The organism is Enterobacter cloacae complex sp. 418I7 (genome assembly GCF_050030705.1).
GTDB classification, from domain to species: Bacteria; Pseudomonadota; Gammaproteobacteria; order Enterobacterales; family Enterobacteriaceae; genus Enterobacter; species Enterobacter intestinihominis.
In genome coordinates this window covers 4,647,718-4,665,627 of the sequence record NZ_JBLGUU010000001.1, presented here as the reverse complement: position 1 = coordinate 4,665,627, position 17,910 = coordinate 4,647,718, and the positions used below count along the sequence as shown (strand labels likewise).

Below are 17,910 nucleotides of genomic sequence, written 5' to 3'. Positions count from 1 at the left end.
ACTCTGAAGCGGGAAAGCGTAATATGCACACCCCGCGCCGCAGCGAAAACGTAGCGGCACTGCTCTTTAACAATTTATCAGACAATCTGTGTGGGCACTCAAAGTGACATGGATTCTTAACGTCCTCGGACGAAAAATGAATACCAAGTCTCTGAGTGAACACGTAATTCATTACGAAGTTTAATTCACGAGCATCAAACTTAAATTGAAGAGTTTGATCATGGCTCAGATTGAACGCTGGCGGCAGGCCTAACACATGCAAGTCGAACGGTAACAGGAAGCAGCTTGCTGCTTTGCTGACGAGTGGCGGACGGGTGAGTAATGTCTGGGAAACTGCCTGATGGAGGGGGATAACTACTGGAAACGGTAGCTAATACCGCATAACGTCGCAAGACCAAAGAGGGGGACCTTCGGGCCTCTTGCCATCGGATGTGCCCAGATGGGATTAGCTAGTAGGTGGGGTAACGGCTCACCTAGGCGACGATCCCTAGCTGGTCTGAGAGGATGACCAGCCACACTGGAACTGAGACACGGTCCAGACTCCTACGGGAGGCAGCAGTGGGGAATATTGCACAATGGGCGCAAGCCTGATGCAGCCATGCCGCGTGTATGAAGAAGGCCTTCGGGTTGTAAAGTACTTTCAGCGGGGAGGAAGGCGACAGGGTTAATAACCCTGTCGATTGACGTTACCCGCAGAAGAAGCACCGGCTAACTCCGTGCCAGCAGCCGCGGTAATACGGAGGGTGCAAGCGTTAATCGGAATTACTGGGCGTAAAGCGCACGCAGGCGGTCTGTCAAGTCGGATGTGAAATCCCCGGGCTCAACCTGGGAACTGCATTCGAAACTGGCAGGCTAGAGTCTTGTAGAGGGGGGTAGAATTCCAGGTGTAGCGGTGAAATGCGTAGAGATCTGGAGGAATACCGGTGGCGAAGGCGGCCCCCTGGACAAAGACTGACGCTCAGGTGCGAAAGCGTGGGGAGCAAACAGGATTAGATACCCTGGTAGTCCACGCCGTAAACGATGTCGACTTGGAGGTTGTGCCCTTGAGGCGTGGCTTCCGGAGCTAACGCGTTAAGTCGACCGCCTGGGGAGTACGGCCGCAAGGTTAAAACTCAAATGAATTGACGGGGGCCCGCACAAGCGGTGGAGCATGTGGTTTAATTCGATGCAACGCGAAGAACCTTACCTACTCTTGACATCCAGAGAACTTAGCAGAGATGCTTTGGTGCCTTCGGGAACTCTGAGACAGGTGCTGCATGGCTGTCGTCAGCTCGTGTTGTGAAATGTTGGGTTAAGTCCCGCAACGAGCGCAACCCTTATCCTTTGTTGCCAGCGGTTAGGCCGGGAACTCAAAGGAGACTGCCAGTGATAAACTGGAGGAAGGTGGGGATGACGTCAAGTCATCATGGCCCTTACGAGTAGGGCTACACACGTGCTACAATGGCGCATACAAAGAGAAGCGACCTCGCGAGAGCAAGCGGACCTCATAAAGTGCGTCGTAGTCCGGATTGGAGTCTGCAACTCGACTCCATGAAGTCGGAATCGCTAGTAATCGTGGATCAGAATGCCACGGTGAATACGTTCCCGGGCCTTGTACACACCGCCCGTCACACCATGGGAGTGGGTTGCAAAAGAAGTAGGTAGCTTAACCTTCGGGAGGGCGCTTACCACTTTGTGATTCATGACTGGGGTGAAGTCGTAACAAGGTAACCGTAGGGGAACCTGCGGTTGGATCACCTCCTTACCTTAAAGAACCTGCCTTTGCAGTGCTCACACAGATTGTCTGATGAAAAGTAAATAGCAAGGCGTCTTGCGATTGAGACTGTACGTCCCCTTCGTCTAGAGGCCCAGGACACCGCCCTTTCACGGCGGTAACAGGGGTTCGAATCCCCTAGGGGACGCCACTTGCTGGTTCGTGAGTGAAAGTCACCTGCCGTCATATCTCAAAACTGACTTGCGAGTCATGTTTGAGATATTTGCTCTTTAAAAATCTGGATCAAGCTGAAAATTGAAACGACACACAGCTCATGTGTGTTCGAGTCTCTCAAATTTTCGCAATCAGAAGTGAAACATCTTCGGGTTGTGAGGTTAAGCGACTAAGCGTACACGGTGGATGCCCTGGCAGTCAGAGGCGATGAAGGACGTGCTAATCTGCGAAAAGCGCCGGCGAGGTGATATGAACCTTTGACCCGGCGATGTCCGAATGGGGAAACCCAGTGCAATCCGTTGCACTATCGTTAACTGAATACATAGGTTAACGAGGCGAACCGGGGGAACTGAAACATCTAAGTACCCCGAGGAAAAGAAATCAACCGAGATTCCCCCAGTAGCGGCGAGCGAACGGGGAGCAGCCCGGAGTCTGAATCAGCTTGTGTGTTAGTGGAACGGTCTGGAAAGTCCGACGGTACAGGGTGATAGTCCCGTACACGAAAGCACACATGCTGTGAACTCGAAGAGTAGGGCGGGACACGTGGTATCCTGTCTGAATATGGGGGGACCATCCTCCAAGGCTAAATACTCCTGACTGACCGATAGTGAACCAGTACCGTGAGGGAAAGGCGAAAAGAACCCCGGCGAGGGGAGTGAAAAAGAACCTGAAACCGTGTACGTACAAGCAGTGGGAGCCTCTTTATGGGGTGACTGCGTACCTTTTGTATAATGGGTCAGCGACTTATATTCTGTAGCAAGGTTAACCGTATAGGGGAGCCGAAGGGAAACCGAGTCTTAACTGGGCGTTAAGTTGCAGGGTATAGACCCGAAACCCGGTGATCTAGCCATGGGCAGGTTGAAGGTTGGGTAACACTAACTGGAGGACCGAACCGACTAATGTTGAAAAATTAGCGGATGACCTGTGGCTGGGGGTGAAAGGCCAATCAAACCGGGAGATAGCTGGTTCTCCCCGAAAGCTATTTAGGTAGCGCCTCGTGAACTCATCTTCGGGGGTAGAGCACTGTTTCGGCTAGGGGGCCATCCCGGCTTACCAACCCGATGCAAACTACGAATACCGAAGAATGTTATCACGGGAGACACACGGCGGGTGCTAACGTCCGTCGTGAAGAGGGAAACAACCCAGACCGCCAGCTAAGGTCCCAAAGTCATGGTTAAGTGGGAAACGATGTGGGAAGGCACAGACAGCCAGGATGTTGGCTTAGAAGCAGCCATCATTTAAAGAAAGCGTAATAGCTCACTGGTCGAGTCGGCCTGCGCGGAAGATGTAACGGGGCTAAACCATGCACCGAAGCTGCGGCAGCGACGCTTAGGCGTTGTTGGGTAGGGGAGCGTTCTGTAAGCCGTTGAAGGTGTGCTGTGAGGCATGCTGGAGGTATCAGAAGTGCGAATGCTGACATAAGTAACGATAAAGCGGGTGAAAAGCCCGCTCGCCGGAAGACCAAGGGTTCCTGTCCAACGTTAATCGGGGCAGGGTGAGTCGACCCCTAAGGCGAGGCCGAAAGGCGTAGTCGATGGGAAACAGGTTAATATTCCTGTACTTGGTGTTACTGCGAAGGGGGGACGGAGAAGGCTATGTCAGCCGGGCGACGGTTGTCCCGGTTTAAGCATGTAGGCGGAGGTTCCAGGTAAATCCGGTACCTTATTAACGCTGAGGTGTGATGACGAGGCACTACGGTGCTGAAGTGATAAATGCCCTGCTTCCAGGAAAAGCCTCTAAGCATCAGGTAACACGAAATCGTACCCCAAACCGACACAGGTGGTCAGGTAGAGAATACCAAGGCGCTTGAGAGAACTCGGGTGAAGGAACTAGGCAAAATGGTGCCGTAACTTCGGGAGAAGGCACGCTGATGTGTAGGTGAAGTCCCTGCGGACGGAGCTGAAATCAGTCGAAGATACCAGCTGGCTGCAACTGTTTATTAAAAACACAGCACTGTGCAAACACGAAAGTGGACGTATACGGTGTGACGCCTGCCCGGTGCCGGAAGGTTAATTGATGGGGTTAGCGGCAACGCGAAGCTCTTGATCGAAGCCCCGGTAAACGGCGGCCGTAACTATAACGGTCCTAAGGTAGCGAAATTCCTTGTCGGGTAAGTTCCGACCTGCACGAATGGCGTAATGATGGCCAGGCTGTCTCCACCCGAGACTCAGTGAAATTGAACTCGCTGTGAAGATGCAGTGTACCCGCGGCAAGACGGAAAGACCCCGTGAACCTTTACTATAGCTTGACACTGAACACTGGTCCTTGATGTGTAGGATAGGTGGGAGGCTTAGAAGCGTGGACGCCAGTCTGCGTGGAGCCAACCTTGAAATACCACCCTTTAATGGCTGGTGTTCTAACGTAGACCCGTAATCCGGGTTGCGGACAGTGTCTGGTGGGTAGTTTGACTGGGGCGGTCTCCTCCCAAAGAGTAACGGAGGAGCACGAAGGTTGGCTAATCCTGGTCGGACATCAGGAGGTTAGTGCAATGGCATAAGCCAGCTTGACTGCGAGCGTGACGGCGCGAGCAGGTGCGAAAGCAGGTCATAGTGATCCGGTGGTTCTGAATGGAAGGGCCATCGCTCAACGGATAAAAGGTACTCCGGGGATAACAGGCTGATACCGCCCAAGAGTTCATATCGACGGCGGTGTTTGGCACCTCGATGTCGGCTCATCACATCCTGGGGCTGAAGTAGGTCCCAAGGGTATGGCTGTTCGCCATTTAAAGTGGTACGCGAGCTGGGTTTAGAACGTCGTGAGACAGTTCGGTCCCTATCTGCCGTGGGCGCTGGAGAATTGAGGGGGGCTGCTCCTAGTACGAGAGGACCGGAGTGGACGCATCACTGGTGTTCGGGTTGTCATGCCAATGGCACTGCCCGGTAGCTAAATGCGGAAGAGATAAGTGCTGAAAGCATCTAAGCACGAAACTTGCCCCGAGATGAGTTCTCCCTGAGACCTTGAGTCTCCTGAAGGAACGTTGAAGACTACGACGTTGATAGGTCGGGTGTGTAAGCGCAGCGATGCGTTGAGCTAACCGATACTAATGAACCGTGAGGCTTAACCTTACAACGCCGAAGCTGTTTTGGCGAAGAGAGACAGACACGATTTTCAGCCTGATACAGATTAACAGAATTTGCCTGGCGGCTTTAGCGCGGTGGTCCCACCTGACCCCATGCCGAACTCAGAAGTGAAACGCCGTAGCGCCGATGGTAGTGTGGGGTCTCCCCATGTGAGAGTAGGGAACTGCCAGGCATCAAACAAGTGAAGAGGCCATCCGCAAGGATGGCCTTTTTGCGTTTGTACGTCGAAAAACGATAGGCCGGGTCAGGCGAAGCCGTCACCCGGCAGCTTTCAGACTGCACACCACGCCAAAATAAACTCTGCAATCCCCTCCACATTATTCAAATCCAGAACCGGTACTTCCAGCGTCAACGCAGCGTCACTGGCCACAGCAATCACATGTTCATCCAGCGTTAACTCACTTACATCATGCCCGGCACCGTTTCTGAACAGCAGGATCTTCGCAACAGCCTCGTGCTTAAACCCCTCAACCAGCACCAGATCCAGCGTGGAATGATCCATCCGGCTGACAAGATAAGCGAGATCCAGCGGTGCTTCATCCGGAGTTTCTGTCATTAACGCCCAGCGCTGGTTACTCGCCACCATCGTTTGTGCAGCGCCAGCCTTACGCAGCTCATAGCTATCTTTCCCCGGCTTATCGACATCCATGTTATGGTGCGTGTGCTTAATCAATCCGGGACGAATACCTTTAGCGCAAAGTGCAGGTATCAGCTTTTTTAGCAGCGTAGTCTTCCCGGTGCCGCTCCAGGCAGAGATCGCTAATACGGGTATCATTTCTTCTCCTGCATCATCTGCAAATCTTCCGTCGTGTTTACATTCACAAACGCCGATTTCATGTCGCTGAAATCAACGGAATGCCCTCCCGACTGGCGCATAAATACCATAACGCGTCGCTCTCCTGCGGCCAGGTAATCTTCCAGCGCAGATATTAACGAGCGATTAATCAATGCGATCGTCGGATGGTCGCGTTCGCCGTCGTGTACCCAGACGACGGGAGCACCCTCGCACCGCTGCACCAGACGTTCAACCAGACAGGACGGGATGAAGGGCGTATCACATGAACAAAAGAGAAACCACTCTCCGTGCGACTGCTGCATAACGGAAAGCATTCCCGCCAGCGGGCCGGGGTAGTCCACAAGCTTATCCTGATAAACCGGATATCCACTGCGCTGATAAATATCAACATGTCGGTTAGCGCTGATCGCCATCGACGACACCTGATTTGCCAGGGTATCAGCAACATGCTGCCATAAGGGGGTGTTGTTCAGGAGCTGAAGACCTTTATCTTTTCCGCCCATTCGCGTTGCCCTGCCTCCGGCAAGAACGACCCCGATGATTTCCTGGCATTGATTCACGAATATCGCCTCTTTTATTGTGGGATTGACCCTGCTAACGTGTCTCTCTAAATGAAAGGAGCACTACCATGAAATGTAAACGTCTTAATGAAGTCATTGAGCTTCTCCAGCCGGCCTGGCAAAAAGAGCCAGAGCTGAATCTGATGCAATTTTTACAGAAACTGGCGAAAGAGTCAGGTTTTGATGGCGAACTGGCAGACCTTTCTGACGACATCCTGATCTACCACCTCAAAATGCGTGACTCGGCTAAAGATGCTGTTATTCCTGGTGTTCAGAAAGATTATGAAGAGGATTTTAAAACCGCATTACTGCGCGCCCGAGGCGTAATTAAAGAGTAAAAGCTTGTAAGCGGAGCCACCGAAATCGCCACAAGATGATATCCTGAATCATTCGTATAATTTCCGGATGATCGGATGAACGACCAGGCTTTTACTTTCCAGACACTACACCCGGATACCATTATGGATGCGCTGTTCGAGCAGGGTATTCGGGTGGATTCCGGGTTAACCCCTTTAAACAGCTACGAAAACCGTGTCTACCAATTTCAGGACGAAGAGCGCCAGCGCTTTGTCGTAAAGTTTTACCGGCCACAGCGCTGGTCCGCAGAACAAATTCAGGAAGAGCATCAGTTTGCCCACGATCTGCTGGATGACGATGTTCCCGTTGCGGCACCGCTCAAATTTAATAACCAAACGCTGCTGACCCATCAGGGTTTTTACTACGCGGTATTTCCGAGCCTGGGCGGAAGACAGTTTGAGGCAGATAATATCGATCAGATGGAATGGGTTGCCCGTTATCTGGGGCGCATTCATCAGACGGGACGTAAAAAATCGTTTGTTGCCCGACCGACGATTGGTGTTCAGGAATATCTTATTGAGCCGCGAGAGGTATTCGAAACATCGGCGCTGATCCCAAAGGCGCTTAAGGATAATTTCCTCACGGCGACCGATAAGCTTATTGATGCTGTAAAAGCCTGCTGGCGGGATGATATTACCGCTCTACGCCTGCACGGTGACTGCCACGCCGGGAATATTCTCTGGCGCGACGGCCCGCTATTTGTCGATCTTGATGACGCTCGTATGGGACCTGCGGTGCAGGATCTGTGGATGCTGCTCAACGGTGATAAAGCCGAGCAGCGCATGCAGCTTGAGACCATAATTGAAGCATATGAAGAATTTAGCCCCTTTAATTCAGACGAAATTGCCCTGATAGAGCCTTTACGTGCGATGCGATTTGTTTATTATCTCGCGTGGTTAATCAGGCGTTGGGAAGACCCGGCTTTTCCCCGAAATTTCCCCTGGCTTACCGGGGAGGATTACTGGCGCAACCAGATATCCACATTTACCGAGCAGGTTAAGGTTCTACAGGAACCCCCTCTGCAATTAACGCCGATGTATTAAATGGACACACCCAGGAGAGAGTTAATCATGAAAAAAATTTGGCTGGCGCTGGCTGGTATGATTCTGGCATTTAGCGCAACTGCTGCGCAGTTTACCGACGGCAAGCAGTACATTACGCTGGACAAGCCTGTAGCTGGCGAGCCTCAGGTGCTGGAGTTCTTCTCCTTCTACTGCCCGCACTGCTACGAGTTTGAGCAGGTACTTCATGTTTCTGACAACGTGAAGAAAAAGCTGCCGGAAGGCACCAAAATGACGAAATACCACGTTGAGTTCCTTGGCCCATTGGGTAAAGATCTGACTCAGGCATGGGCGGTTGCGATTGCGCTGGGTGTGGAAGATAAGATCACCGCGCCTATGTTTGAAGCCGTACAGAAAACCCAGACCGTACAAACTACGGCAGATATCCGTAAAGTGTTTGTTGATGCCGGTGTGAAAGGTGAAGACTACGACGCTGCCTGGAACAGTTTTGTGGTGAAATCTCTCGTGGCACAGCAGGAAAAAGCTGCCGCTGACTTCCAGTTGCAGGGCGTGCCGGCGATGTATGTTAACGGTAAATACCAGGTAAATATGCGTGGTATGGACACCACCAGTATGGATATCTTCGTACAACAGTACGCTGATACCGTGAAACACCTGGTTGAGATGAAGTAACAAACATAAAGAAAACGCCGGTCATTGACCGGCGTTTTTGTATGAAGATTTTAACTCCGCTATCTGTTCGTCTTTCTCTTTCCAGAGTGTATTGAGCCAAAGCTGGAAACGACGTTTGAAGTTTTTATCGTTAACGTAATCACCGTGCAGTTCCGTATCGATGGGCAACAGATCAACGCGGACTACGATACGCGTCAGCTTGCCGCTGAGCATATCGTAGAACGGCGTCCTGTCGTTTTCCGGATAGCAGAGCGTTACGTTCAACAATTTATCAAACTGCTCACCCAGCACGTTGAGGGCCATTGCGATACCCGCTGCCTTTGGCGGCAACAGGTGCTGATACGGAGAGCGAGTCTGCTGGCGCTTCTCTTCGGTAAAGCGCGAACCTTCGACGAAATTAACTATGGTGGTGGGATGCGCGCGAAACTTCTCGCAAGAACGGCGCGTAGTTTCCACGTCCATACCGCGGCGTTCCGGATGACGAATCAGATAGCTGCGTGAATAGCGTTTCATAAACGGCATATCCAGCGCCCAGCAGGCCAGACCAATGAAAGGCACCCATGCCAGTTGCTGTTTCAGAAAGTATTTGTTCATCGGAATATGTTTGCGAAACAGCACGCACAATACAACGATGTCGGCCCAGCTGTGATGATTGCAGATCAGCAGATACCAGTTCTTTTTATTCAGCTTCTCAAGGCCCTGAACGTCCCACTTTAACCAGGGGTTCAGATACAACAGGATCGCCAGCCCTTCACACCAGCAGTACATCATAAAATTACAAAAAGCAGACACTGCACGCCATACCGGAGGGACGGGCAGCAGGAGCTTAATTATTCCGGCAACGATGATTGGCACAGAACAGGCGATGGTAACCAGAATAGTTAAAATGACGCTTAGCAATAAGGTTATCGCAGCGAGTATTTTCGACATAATGAATTTTTTCAGATAGTTAGCTGTAATTAAGCAGCCGGCTATCCGGTGCTGGGCGCCGATCTTATCAGATATTGGCCCAGACCAGGGCGCTTTCACACGAAGAGGCTGCGGCTTTTCCTGCCATGCAGCGAAATTTTCTATATAGACAGGGTGCTTACGTCTTATATCCACATAGACTAAATAACCATCAGCGGGGTGGGATCTTAAGTGATCTAATTTCAACTATTTGATTTTATTTGATAAATAAGTTTTCAGTATCAGTTTTATAGAACTGTTATTCACCTGTATTAAAAATATGCACAAACTTATCCACAGTTTGTTTTTGCGAGCGATCTTCACGATCGCAAAATCTTTTTCTGTATAAAGCGCTAAAACCTGATGTTTTCATCCTTCTGTGGCATCCTTTACCCATAAATTAATTAAAGGCACGGACATTATGGTTCAGATCCCAGAAAACCCACTTATACTCGTCGATGGCTCTTCTTACCTTTATCGGGCGTATCATGCGTTTCCTCCTCTGACCAACAGCGCAGGGGAACCTACCGGCGCAATGTACGGCGTGCTGAATATGCTGCGCAGCCTGATTCTGCAATACCACCCAACCCATGCGGCCGTGGTGTTTGATGCGAAGGGGAAAACCTTCCGCGATGAATTATTTGAGCATTACAAATCTCACCGTCCTCCCATGCCTGACGATCTGCGTGCGCAGATTGAACCGCTGCACGCTATGGTCAAAGCGATGGGGCTGCCTTTGCTGGCTGTCTCGGGCGTTGAGGCTGACGACGTTATTGGCACCCTGGCGCGCGAAGCTGAAAAGGCTGGCCGCCCGGTGCTGATCAGTACCGGTGATAAAGACATGGCGCAGCTGGTAACACCTGGGATCACGCTGATTAATACCATGACCAACACCATTCTTGGCCCGGAAGAAGTGGTTGCCAAATATGGCGTGCCGCCAGAACTCATTATTGATTTCCTCGCCCTGATGGGGGATTCCTCGGATAACATCCCTGGCGTGCCGGGCGTGGGCGAAAAAACAGCTCAGGCACTGCTGCAAGGGTTAGGTGGGTTGGATACGCTGTACGCTGAGTCCGACAAAATTGCCGGACTTACCTTCCGTGGTGCAAAAACCATGGCCGGAAAGCTCGCCGATAACAAAGAGGTGGCTTACCTCTCTTATCAGTTAGCCACCATCAAAACCGACGTCGAGCTGGAGCTTACCTGCGACCAGCTTGAAGTGCAGGAACCCGCCGCTGAAGAACTGCTTGGCCTGTTCAGAAAATACGAATTTAAACGCTGGACCACGGATGTCGAAGCCGGGAAATGGCTTCAGGCGAAAGGGGCAAAAGCTGCGGCGAAGCCGAAAGAAACTATCGTTGTCGATGCCGAAGAGCAGGCAGAAGAAGAAGCGGCAGCGCTCTCATTCGATAACTATGAAACCATCCTTGAAGAGTCGCAGCTCGTCGCCTGGATTGAAAAGCTGAAAAAAGCACCGGTATTTGCGTTCGATACCGAAACGGACAGTCTCGATAACATATCTGCCAATATGGTGGGCCTGTCATTCGCGACGGAGCCGGGTATGGCAGCCTATGTTCCGGTAGCGCATGACTATCTGGATGCGCCGGAGCAGATCTCGCGCGAGCGCGCCTTAGCACTGCTGAAGCCGATTCTGGAAGACGAGAAAGCGCTGAAGGTCGGGCAAAACCTGAAGTACGACCGCGGTATTCTGCAAAACTACGGCATTGAGCTACGTGGTATCGCTTTTGACACCATGCTGGAATCTTACATTCTGGACAGCGTGGCGGGCCGCCATGATATGGATTCCTTATCCGATCGTTGGCTGAAACACAAAACCATCACCTTTGAAGAAATTGCCGGTAAGGGCAAAAATCAGCTGACCTTTAACCAGATCGCGCTGGAAGAAGCAGGCCGCTACGCCGCGGAAGACGCTGATGTTACGCTACAGCTGCATCTCAAAATGTGGCCGAAATTGCAGAAGCACGAAGGGCCGCTGAATGTTTTCCAGAACATTGAGATGCCGCTGGTGCCTGTGCTGTCCCGCATTGAGCGTAACGGCGTCAAAATCGACCCAACGGTGCTGCATAATCACTCTGGCGAGCTGGCGCAGCGCCTGACCGAGCTTGAACAGAAAGCGCATGAACTTGCTGGAGAGGCATTTAACCTGTCGTCACCGAAACAGCTGCAAACCATCCTGTTTGAAAAGCAGGGTATCAAACCGCTGAAGAAAACGCCGGGCGGCGCGCCTTCAACCTCTGAAGAGGTGCTGGAAGAGCTGGCGCTGGACTATCCGCTGCCAAAAGTTATCCTGCAGTACCGTGGTCTGGCGAAGCTGAAATCGACCTATACCGACAAACTGCCGTTGATGATTAACCCGAAAACGGGCCGCGTACATACTTCCTATCACCAGGCTGTAGCGGCGACCGGGCGACTTTCGTCAACCGATCCTAACCTGCAAAACATTCCGGTGCGTAATGAAGAGGGCCGCCGTATACGCCAGGCTTTCATTGCGCCAGAGGATTATCTGATTGTCTCCGCAGACTACTCGCAAATCGAACTGCGTATTATGGCGCACCTGTCGCGTGACAAAGGCCTGCTGACGGCATTTGCCGAAGGGAAGGATATCCACCGGGCGACAGCTGCCGAAGTGTTTGGCCTGCCGCTGGACAGCGTGACAAACGAACAGCGTCGTAGCGCAAAAGCGATTAACTTTGGCCTTATTTACGGCATGAGCGCATTTGGCCTATCACGCCAGCTCAACATTCCGCGTAAAGAGTCGCAGAAGTATATGGATCTCTACTTTGAGCGCTATCCGGGCGTGCTGGAATATATGGAGCGTACCCGCGCGCAGGCGAAAGAGAAAGGCTACGTTGAAACGCTGGATGGCCGTCGTCTTTACCTTCCGGACATCAAATCCAGTAACGCCGCGCGCCGTGCTGGCGCTGAACGTGCTGCTATCAATGCCCCGATGCAGGGCACTGCGGCAGATATCATCAAACGCGCGATGATCGCCGTTGATGCCTGGCTGGAAAAAGAGAAACCGCGCGTGAAAATGATCATGCAGGTACACGATGAACTGGTATTTGAAGTCCATAAAGACGACCTGGAAAAGGTCTCTCAGAAGATCCATGAACTGATGGAAAACAGCATGAAGCTGGACGTTCCGTTGCTGGTGGAAGTGGGTAGCGGCGAAAACTGGGATCAGGCTCACTAAGCGTTATCGGAATAACGCGCTTTTTATGTAAGTAAGCAACATAAGTACGCGCGTTTTGTGACGATCATTAGAATTCCCTATGTAAAGAATGAAAAAAAACTACAAAAAGTGCTTTTTCAAGAGACAAAAAAAGAGTAGAGTTAACGACGTAGGGTACAGAGGTAAGATGTTCTATCTTTCAGACCTTTTACTTCACGTAATCGGATTTGGCTGAATATTTTAGCCGCCCCAGTCAGTAATGACTGGGGCGTTTTTTATTGCGGAAAGGAAAGTTTCGGGCGAAAAAAACGCGGTCATCGCCGCGCCTGTTGTTACTCTGCTTCCGCTTCTGTCGCCGGTTCCAGATCGTTAAACCAGCTGTCTAGCTTCTGTCGCAGTTTGTCCACACCCTGCTTTTTCAGCGAGGAGAACGGTTCAACCTGTACATCACCGTTGAATGCCAGCACCGCTTCACGCACCTTGTTCACCTGCGCCTTGCGCGCGCCGCTCGCCAGCTTATCCGCTTTTGTCAGCAGCACCAGCACCGCAATATCGCTTGCCACCGCCCAGTCAATCATCTGCTGGTCGAGATCTTTTAGCGGGTGTCGAATATCCATCAGCACCACCAGACCTTTCAGACACATGCGTTTTTCCAGGTATTCACCCAGCGCACGCTGCCATTTGATCTTCATCTCTTCCGGTACCTGCGCGTAACCGTAGCCCGGTAAATCGACCAGGCGTTTGCCTTCAGCCACTTCAAACAGGTTAATCAGCTGAGTACGGCCAGGTGTTTTTGAGGTACGCGCCAGGTTTTTCTGATTGGTCAGCGTATTCAGGGCGCTGGATTTTCCCGCATTGGAGCGGCCAGCAAATGCCACTTCAATCCCTGTGTCTGAGGGCAGGTGGCGAATATCGGGCGCACTGGTGACAAAATGCGTCTGTTGGTAGTTCCAGGTAGTCACGTGGTCGTCTCCAAAAATCGTAATCTGCGGGGGATTATACCTGAATGCGGGCAAAAGGCTTTTCCCTTCGTCATTGACGTGTAAGTGAAAGCCCTACGGAATGTAAGAGATCTGCCCTTAAGCGTATGAGAAATTTAAGAGAAATCGCAGGCGCTAAAAAACTCAAAATATTAAAATTCAAAGAGTTATTAATGAGTAATTATCTGAAAATCCGGTTTAGTACCTTTTCGTTGCTTGTTAGTTTAAGAGAACAAGGTAAAGTGTGCGTCAAGGCGAGGATGCCAGCAGGAAAACGACTTAAGGATAAGGGTCAGGAGCGCCAGGAGGCGAAGACTCAGGATTGTCAGGACGACCGGCGCCTGGAGGCGTTTTTAACAGGAAACGGAACCGTATCACGGACGGTAGTAGCCAAGGGATAAACAGGGTTTGTTGAAGGCAAACAGGGAATGTCTGACCCGTTAAGGGTTGTGAGTCAGGAAAAAAGGCGACAGATTGCTCTGTCGCCTTTTTTCTTTGCTTGCTTTCTGCTAGATTTCGCCGCAATTCTATACTGAAGAAAACGACTTAAAGATAAAACATCATGAAAAAACCGACCTCCGCTGCGGGCGCGAAACGCCCTGCAAAAGCCCGCCGCAAAACGCGCGAAGAACTGAATCAGGAAGCGCGCGATCGCAAACGCGATAAAAAGCATCGTGGCCATACTGCGGGTAGCCGTGCTAACGGTGGCGGTGCCGCAGGCGCTTCTGCAAAAGGCAAACAGCAGAAAGATCCTCGTATCGGCAGTAAAACTCCCATTCCACTGGGCGTGACAGACACGCCGGTCACTAAGCAGCACAAACCAAAGAGCGAGAAACCTATGCTTTCACCGCAGGCTGAGCTGGATATGCTGGAGAACGATGAGCGCCTGGATGCGCTGCTGGAACGTCTTGAAGAGGGTGAAACCCTGACCGCTGAAGAGCAGTCCTGGGTAGATGCCAAACTGGATCGCATTGATGAACTGATGCAGAAGCTGGGTCTGTCCTACGATGATGAAGAAGACGAAGAGGAAGACGAAAAGCAGGAAGATATGATGCGTCTGCTGAAAGGTGGAAACTAACATTTGCACCCGGCAGGTACACTCGTCCTGCTTATAACCCTTCCGGTTATATGTTATCTGGTGTGGTTATTCGTTAAACTACGGCGGTTGTCGCGGCGACAGAAGTGGCTGCGCACCCGAATGATGGCCCGCAACGGGACCAGAACGGGCCGCCGTATACGAACGCGACACCAACGGAAGGAGTGAGCATGTCTGTACCATCTATCGACTGGGATTTGGCCCTGATCCAGAAATATAACTATTCCGGGCCGCGTTATACCTCATACCCCACCGCGCTGGAGTTCTCGGACGCTTTCGGCGAGGCGGATTTTCAGCAAGCTGTGGCGCGCTATCCCGAGCGCCCGCTGTCGCTCTACGTCCATATTCCGTTCTGCCACAAGCTCTGCTACTTCTGCGGCTGCAATAAAATCGTTACCCGCCAGCAGCACAAAGCCGATCAATACCTCGATGCGCTTGAACAGGAAATTCTGCACCGCGCACCGCTGTTTAAAGGCCGTCACGTCAGCCAGCTTCACTGGGGCGGCGGTACGCCAACTTATCTGAACAAAGCGCAGATCAGCCGCCTGATGGCGCTTCTGCGCGGCAATTTCAGTTTTAACCACGACGCTGAAATTTCGATCGAGGTCGATCCGCGTGAAATCGAGCTGGATGTGCTGGATCATTTACGCGCCGAAGGCTTCAACCGCCTGAGTATGGGCGTACAGGACTTCAACAAAGAAGTACAGCGCCTGGTCAACCGCGAGCAGGATGAAGCGTTTATCTTTGCCTTACTCAACCATGCGCGTGAAATCGGCTTTACCTCAACGAATATAGACCTGATTTACGGCCTGCCGAAGCAGACGCCGGAGAGCTTCGCCTACACGCTTAAACGCGTGGCTGAGCTCAACCCGGACCGTCTGAGCGTCTTTAACTATGCGCACTTGCCGACGCTGTTCGCCGCGCAGCGCAAAATCAAAGATGCGGATCTGCCTTCCGCCCAGCAGAAGCTGGACATTTTGCAGGAGACCATCGCCTCGCTGACCGAAACCGGCTATCAGTTTATCGGGATGGATCACTTTGCCCGCCCTGACGACGAACTGGCGATTGCCCAGCGCGAAGGTGTTCTCCACCGTAACTTCCAGGGATACACCACCCAGGGAGATACCGATCTGCTCGGAATGGGTGTCTCCGCTATCAGCATGATTGGCGACTGCTACGCCCAGAACCAAAAAGAGCTGAAGCTGTATTACCAGCAGGTTGATGAAACGGGCAACGCGCTGTGGCGCGGCATTGCGTTAACGCGCGACGACTGCATCCGTCGTGATGTGATTAAGGCGCTTATCTGCAACTTCCGTCTCGAATTCCGCGAGGTGGAGTCGCAATGGGATCTGCAATTCAGCGATTACTTTGCCGAAGACCTGAAGCTTCTTGCGCCGCTGGCGAAGGACGGGCTGGTGGATGTGTCGGAGAGCGCGGTGGTCGTCACGCCGAAGGGGCGTCTGTTGATTCGTAATATCTGCATGTGCTTCGATGCCTATCTGCGCCAGAAAGCGCGTTTACAGCAGTTCTCGCGCGTGATTTAAGTTGCAATGCCGGGAGGCGCTTCGCTTACCCGGCCTACAACTCGCAACTATGTAGGCCGGGTAAGGCGAAGCCGCCACCCGGCTTTTCATTGACAGCTCGTTAGCTAAACAGCCCAACCAGTGCCGCACACAATACCGCCGCAACGGCAGTTTGTGGCGTGTGGCTTTCTGCTGCACCGCTCGAAAGTAAGGTCACTAATGATTCCAGCATGATGCTCCCCCCAGTTTCCGGGCACGATCATACAAAACTCATCGGAACAGTAAAGCGCAAAATAACGGCACTTTGCGCTCAATTAGTAACCTTTACACAGCGGAGTAAGATCACTCCATTCCCAGCTCTTTCAGCTTGCGCGTCAGGGTGTTTCGACCCCATCCCAACAGGCGAGCCGCTTCCTGTTTGTGGCCCTGGGTATGACGAAGCGCGGTGGTCAACAGCGTGCGCTCCATTTCAGGCTGTGCTTCAGAGAGCAAGTTTTGATGACCGGAACGCAGCGCGCGATCTGCCCACTGCGCCAGCAGCGTTGCCCAGCTGTCCGGCAACGTATGTCCTGCGGTGCTCTCGGGCACGGTGGCTTCAAACAGTTCTGCCGGTAAATCCTGAATCAGCACTTCCTGGCCGGCGGCCATCACCGTCAGCCAGCGACAGGTGTTTTCCAGCTGACGCACGTTGCCCGGCCACGCCAGACGGGTGAGGGCGGCATCCGTTTCCGGATGAAGCTGCTTGGCTTCCACGCCCAGCTCGCGGGCCGCCACCTGCAGGAAATGGCGCGCCAGACGCGGGATATCTTCCCGACGCTCGCGCAGCGGCGGCAGGTGGACGCGGATCACGTTCAGACGATGGAATAAATCCTCACGGAATTTCCCCTCTTGTACGCGCAGCTCCAGGTTCTGGTGCGTCGCGGCGATAATGCGTACGTCCACCTTCACCGGCGCATACCCGCCCACGCGGTAAAACTGTCCATCTGCCAGCACGCGCAACAGTCGGGTCTGTACATCCAGCGGCATATCGCCGATTTCATCCAGGAAAAGCGTGCCGCCGTCAGCCTGTTCAAAGCGTCCCTGACGAATGGTATTGGCTCCGGTAAACGCCCCTTTTTCGTGGCCGAACAGCTCAGATTCAATTAAATCCTTAGGGATCGCTGCCATGTTCAGGGCGATAAAGGGGGCTTTCGCCCGCGGGCTGTGGCGATGCAGGGCGTGTGCGACCAACTCTTTACCGGTCCCTGATTCACCGTTAATCAAGACGCTGATAGACGAACGCGACAGACGCCCGATGATGCGAAACACGTCCTGCATGGCCGGCGCTTCACCGATGATGTCCGTCGTCGGTCCAAAGTCGGGGGCATTGCGGGGCTGCTGTTGCTCCTGATAGTGGCTGATAGCGCGCTCAACCAGCGCAACGGCTTCGTCGATATCAAACGGTTTTGGCAGGTAATCAAACGCGCCCTGCTGGTACGCGCTGACGGCAGCATCCAGGTCGGAGTGGGCGGTCATTATGATGACCGGAAGCATAGGGTGGCGCTGTTTGATCTGCTTTAAGAGCGCCAGTCCGTCCATTCCCGGCATGCGAATATCCGAGAGCAGAACGTCCGGCGTTTTGGTGGTGAGTGCGTCGAGCACCTCGCTGCCACTCTCAAACGTCGTGCAGCTTAATCCCGCTCCTGTGAGCGCGCGTTCAAGCACCCAACGGATGGAGCTATCGTCATCGACTACCCAGACTATCCCTCGTTGCATA

Annotated in this window: 13 protein-coding genes, 1 tRNA gene and 3 rRNA genes; 11 read left to right on the top strand and 6 right to left on the bottom strand. The window is 52.6% G+C overall.

From position 1 onward, the window contains the following. The first annotated feature begins 202 nt into the window (after positions 1 to 202). From ACQG0S_RS22420 to rrf, 4 genes are all read left to right on the top strand, one after another. Positions 203 to 1,744 (top strand): 16S ribosomal RNA (locus tag ACQG0S_RS22420). A gap of 84 nt (positions 1,745 to 1,828) precedes the next feature. Next, a tRNA-Glu gene (locus tag ACQG0S_RS22415) sits at positions 1,829 to 1,904 on the top strand. Positions 1,905 to 2,086: 182 nt separating this feature from the next. Then, positions 2,087 to 4,992: ribosomal RNA gene (locus ACQG0S_RS22410) — 23S ribosomal RNA — on the top strand. Between the two features lie 71 nt (positions 4,993 to 5,063). After that, a 5S ribosomal RNA gene (rrf, locus tag ACQG0S_RS22405) occupies positions 5,064 to 5,179 on the top strand. Together the 16S, 23S and 5S rRNA genes with 1 tRNA gene alongside form the textbook arrangement of a ribosomal RNA operon. 99 nt (positions 5,180 to 5,278) lie before the next feature. Here rrf and mobB read toward each other — a convergent pair. Together mobB and mobA are read right to left on the bottom strand one after the other, a co-directional pair. After that, positions 5,279 to 5,782 carry a molybdopterin-guanine dinucleotide biosynthesis protein MobB gene (mobB, locus tag ACQG0S_RS22400; protein WP_022649861.1) on the bottom strand — a complete coding sequence of 168 codons (504 nt, stop codon included), beginning with the start codon at positions 5,780 to 5,782 and terminating at the stop codon, positions 5,279 to 5,281. Then, on the bottom strand, positions 5,779 to 6,363 hold the full coding sequence (gene mobA, locus ACQG0S_RS22395) for a molybdenum cofactor guanylyltransferase MobA (RefSeq protein WP_022649860.1): 585 nt from the start codon (positions 6,361 to 6,363) through the stop codon (positions 5,779 to 5,781). The genes mobB and mobA overlap by 4 nt, the downstream gene beginning before the upstream one ends. 68 nt (positions 6,364 to 6,431) lie before the next feature. Between mobA and ACQG0S_RS22390 the strand changes: the two genes are divergently transcribed. From ACQG0S_RS22390 to dsbA, 3 genes are all read left to right on the top strand, one after another. After that, complete coding sequence (locus tag ACQG0S_RS22390) at positions 6,432 to 6,701, top strand: YihD family protein (protein ID WP_048966008.1); 270 nt, start codon at positions 6,432 to 6,434, stop codon at positions 6,699 to 6,701. Positions 6,702 to 6,776: 75 nt separating this feature from the next. Further along, the gene (locus tag ACQG0S_RS22385; RefSeq protein ID WP_022649859.1) at positions 6,777 to 7,763 is read left to right on the top strand and encodes a serine/threonine protein kinase; all 987 of its coding nucleotides are present in this window, start codon (positions 6,777 to 6,779) and stop codon (positions 7,761 to 7,763) included. 27 nt (positions 7,764 to 7,790) lie between these two features. Further along, positions 7,791 to 8,414 (top strand): thiol:disulfide interchange protein DsbA, encoded by a 624-nt coding sequence (gene dsbA, locus ACQG0S_RS22380; RefSeq protein ID WP_022649858.1) that lies wholly within the window; start codon positions 7,791 to 7,793, stop codon positions 8,412 to 8,414. A 21-nt stretch (positions 8,415 to 8,435) separates the two neighbouring features. On the opposite strand, the gene ACQG0S_RS22375 is transcribed toward dsbA, so the two are convergent. Continuing rightward, positions 8,436 to 9,344: an acyltransferase gene (locus ACQG0S_RS22375; RefSeq protein WP_022649857.1), complete on the bottom strand. Its 909-nt coding sequence runs from the start codon at positions 9,342 to 9,344 to the stop codon at positions 8,436 to 8,438. Between the two features lie 439 nt (positions 9,345 to 9,783). On the opposite strand from ACQG0S_RS22375, the gene polA reads away from it, so the two are divergent. Next, complete coding sequence (gene polA, locus ACQG0S_RS22370; protein WP_048966007.1) at positions 9,784 to 12,576, top strand: DNA polymerase I; 2,793 nt, start codon at positions 9,784 to 9,786, stop codon at positions 12,574 to 12,576. A gap of 311 nt (positions 12,577 to 12,887) precedes the next feature. Here polA and yihA read toward each other — a convergent pair whose 3' ends face one another. After that, positions 12,888 to 13,517, bottom strand: a complete 630-nt coding sequence (yihA, locus tag ACQG0S_RS22365; protein WP_003861913.1) for a ribosome biogenesis GTP-binding protein YihA/YsxC — start codon at positions 13,515 to 13,517, stop codon at positions 12,888 to 12,890. Positions 13,518 to 13,708: 191 nt separating this feature from the next. Here yihA and ACQG0S_RS22360 point away from each other — a divergent pair, with 191 nt between their 5' ends. The 3 genes from ACQG0S_RS22360 to hemN all read left to right on the top strand — a co-directional run bounded on the left by ACQG0S_RS22360 (position 13,709) and on the right by hemN (position 16,175). Further along, on the top strand, positions 13,709 to 13,936 hold the full coding sequence (locus tag ACQG0S_RS22360) for a hypothetical protein (RefSeq protein WP_022649855.1): 228 nt from the start codon (positions 13,709 to 13,711) through the stop codon (positions 13,934 to 13,936). A gap of 161 nt (positions 13,937 to 14,097) precedes the next feature. Then, complete coding sequence (gene yihI / locus ACQG0S_RS22355) at positions 14,098 to 14,613, top strand: Der GTPase-activating protein YihI (RefSeq protein WP_022649854.1); 516 nt, start codon at positions 14,098 to 14,100, stop codon at positions 14,611 to 14,613. 188 nt (positions 14,614 to 14,801) lie between these two features. Beyond that, positions 14,802 to 16,175 (top strand): oxygen-independent coproporphyrinogen III oxidase, encoded by a 1,374-nt coding sequence (gene hemN, locus ACQG0S_RS22350; RefSeq protein WP_048966006.1) that lies wholly within the window; start codon positions 14,802 to 14,804, stop codon positions 16,173 to 16,175. A gap of 100 nt (positions 16,176 to 16,275) precedes the next feature. Here hemN and ACQG0S_RS22345 read toward each other — a convergent pair whose 3' ends face one another. After that, positions 16,276 to 16,386, bottom strand: coding sequence for a YshB family small membrane protein (locus ACQG0S_RS22345; protein ID WP_017382667.1), 111 nt, complete (start codon positions 16,384 to 16,386; stop codon positions 16,276 to 16,278). 110 nt (positions 16,387 to 16,496) lie between these two features. Further along, positions 16,497 to 17,909, bottom strand: coding sequence for a nitrogen regulation protein NR(I) (gene glnG / locus ACQG0S_RS22340; protein WP_022649852.1), 1,413 nt, complete (start codon positions 17,907 to 17,909; stop codon positions 16,497 to 16,499). Position 17,910: the final 1 nt, after the last annotated feature.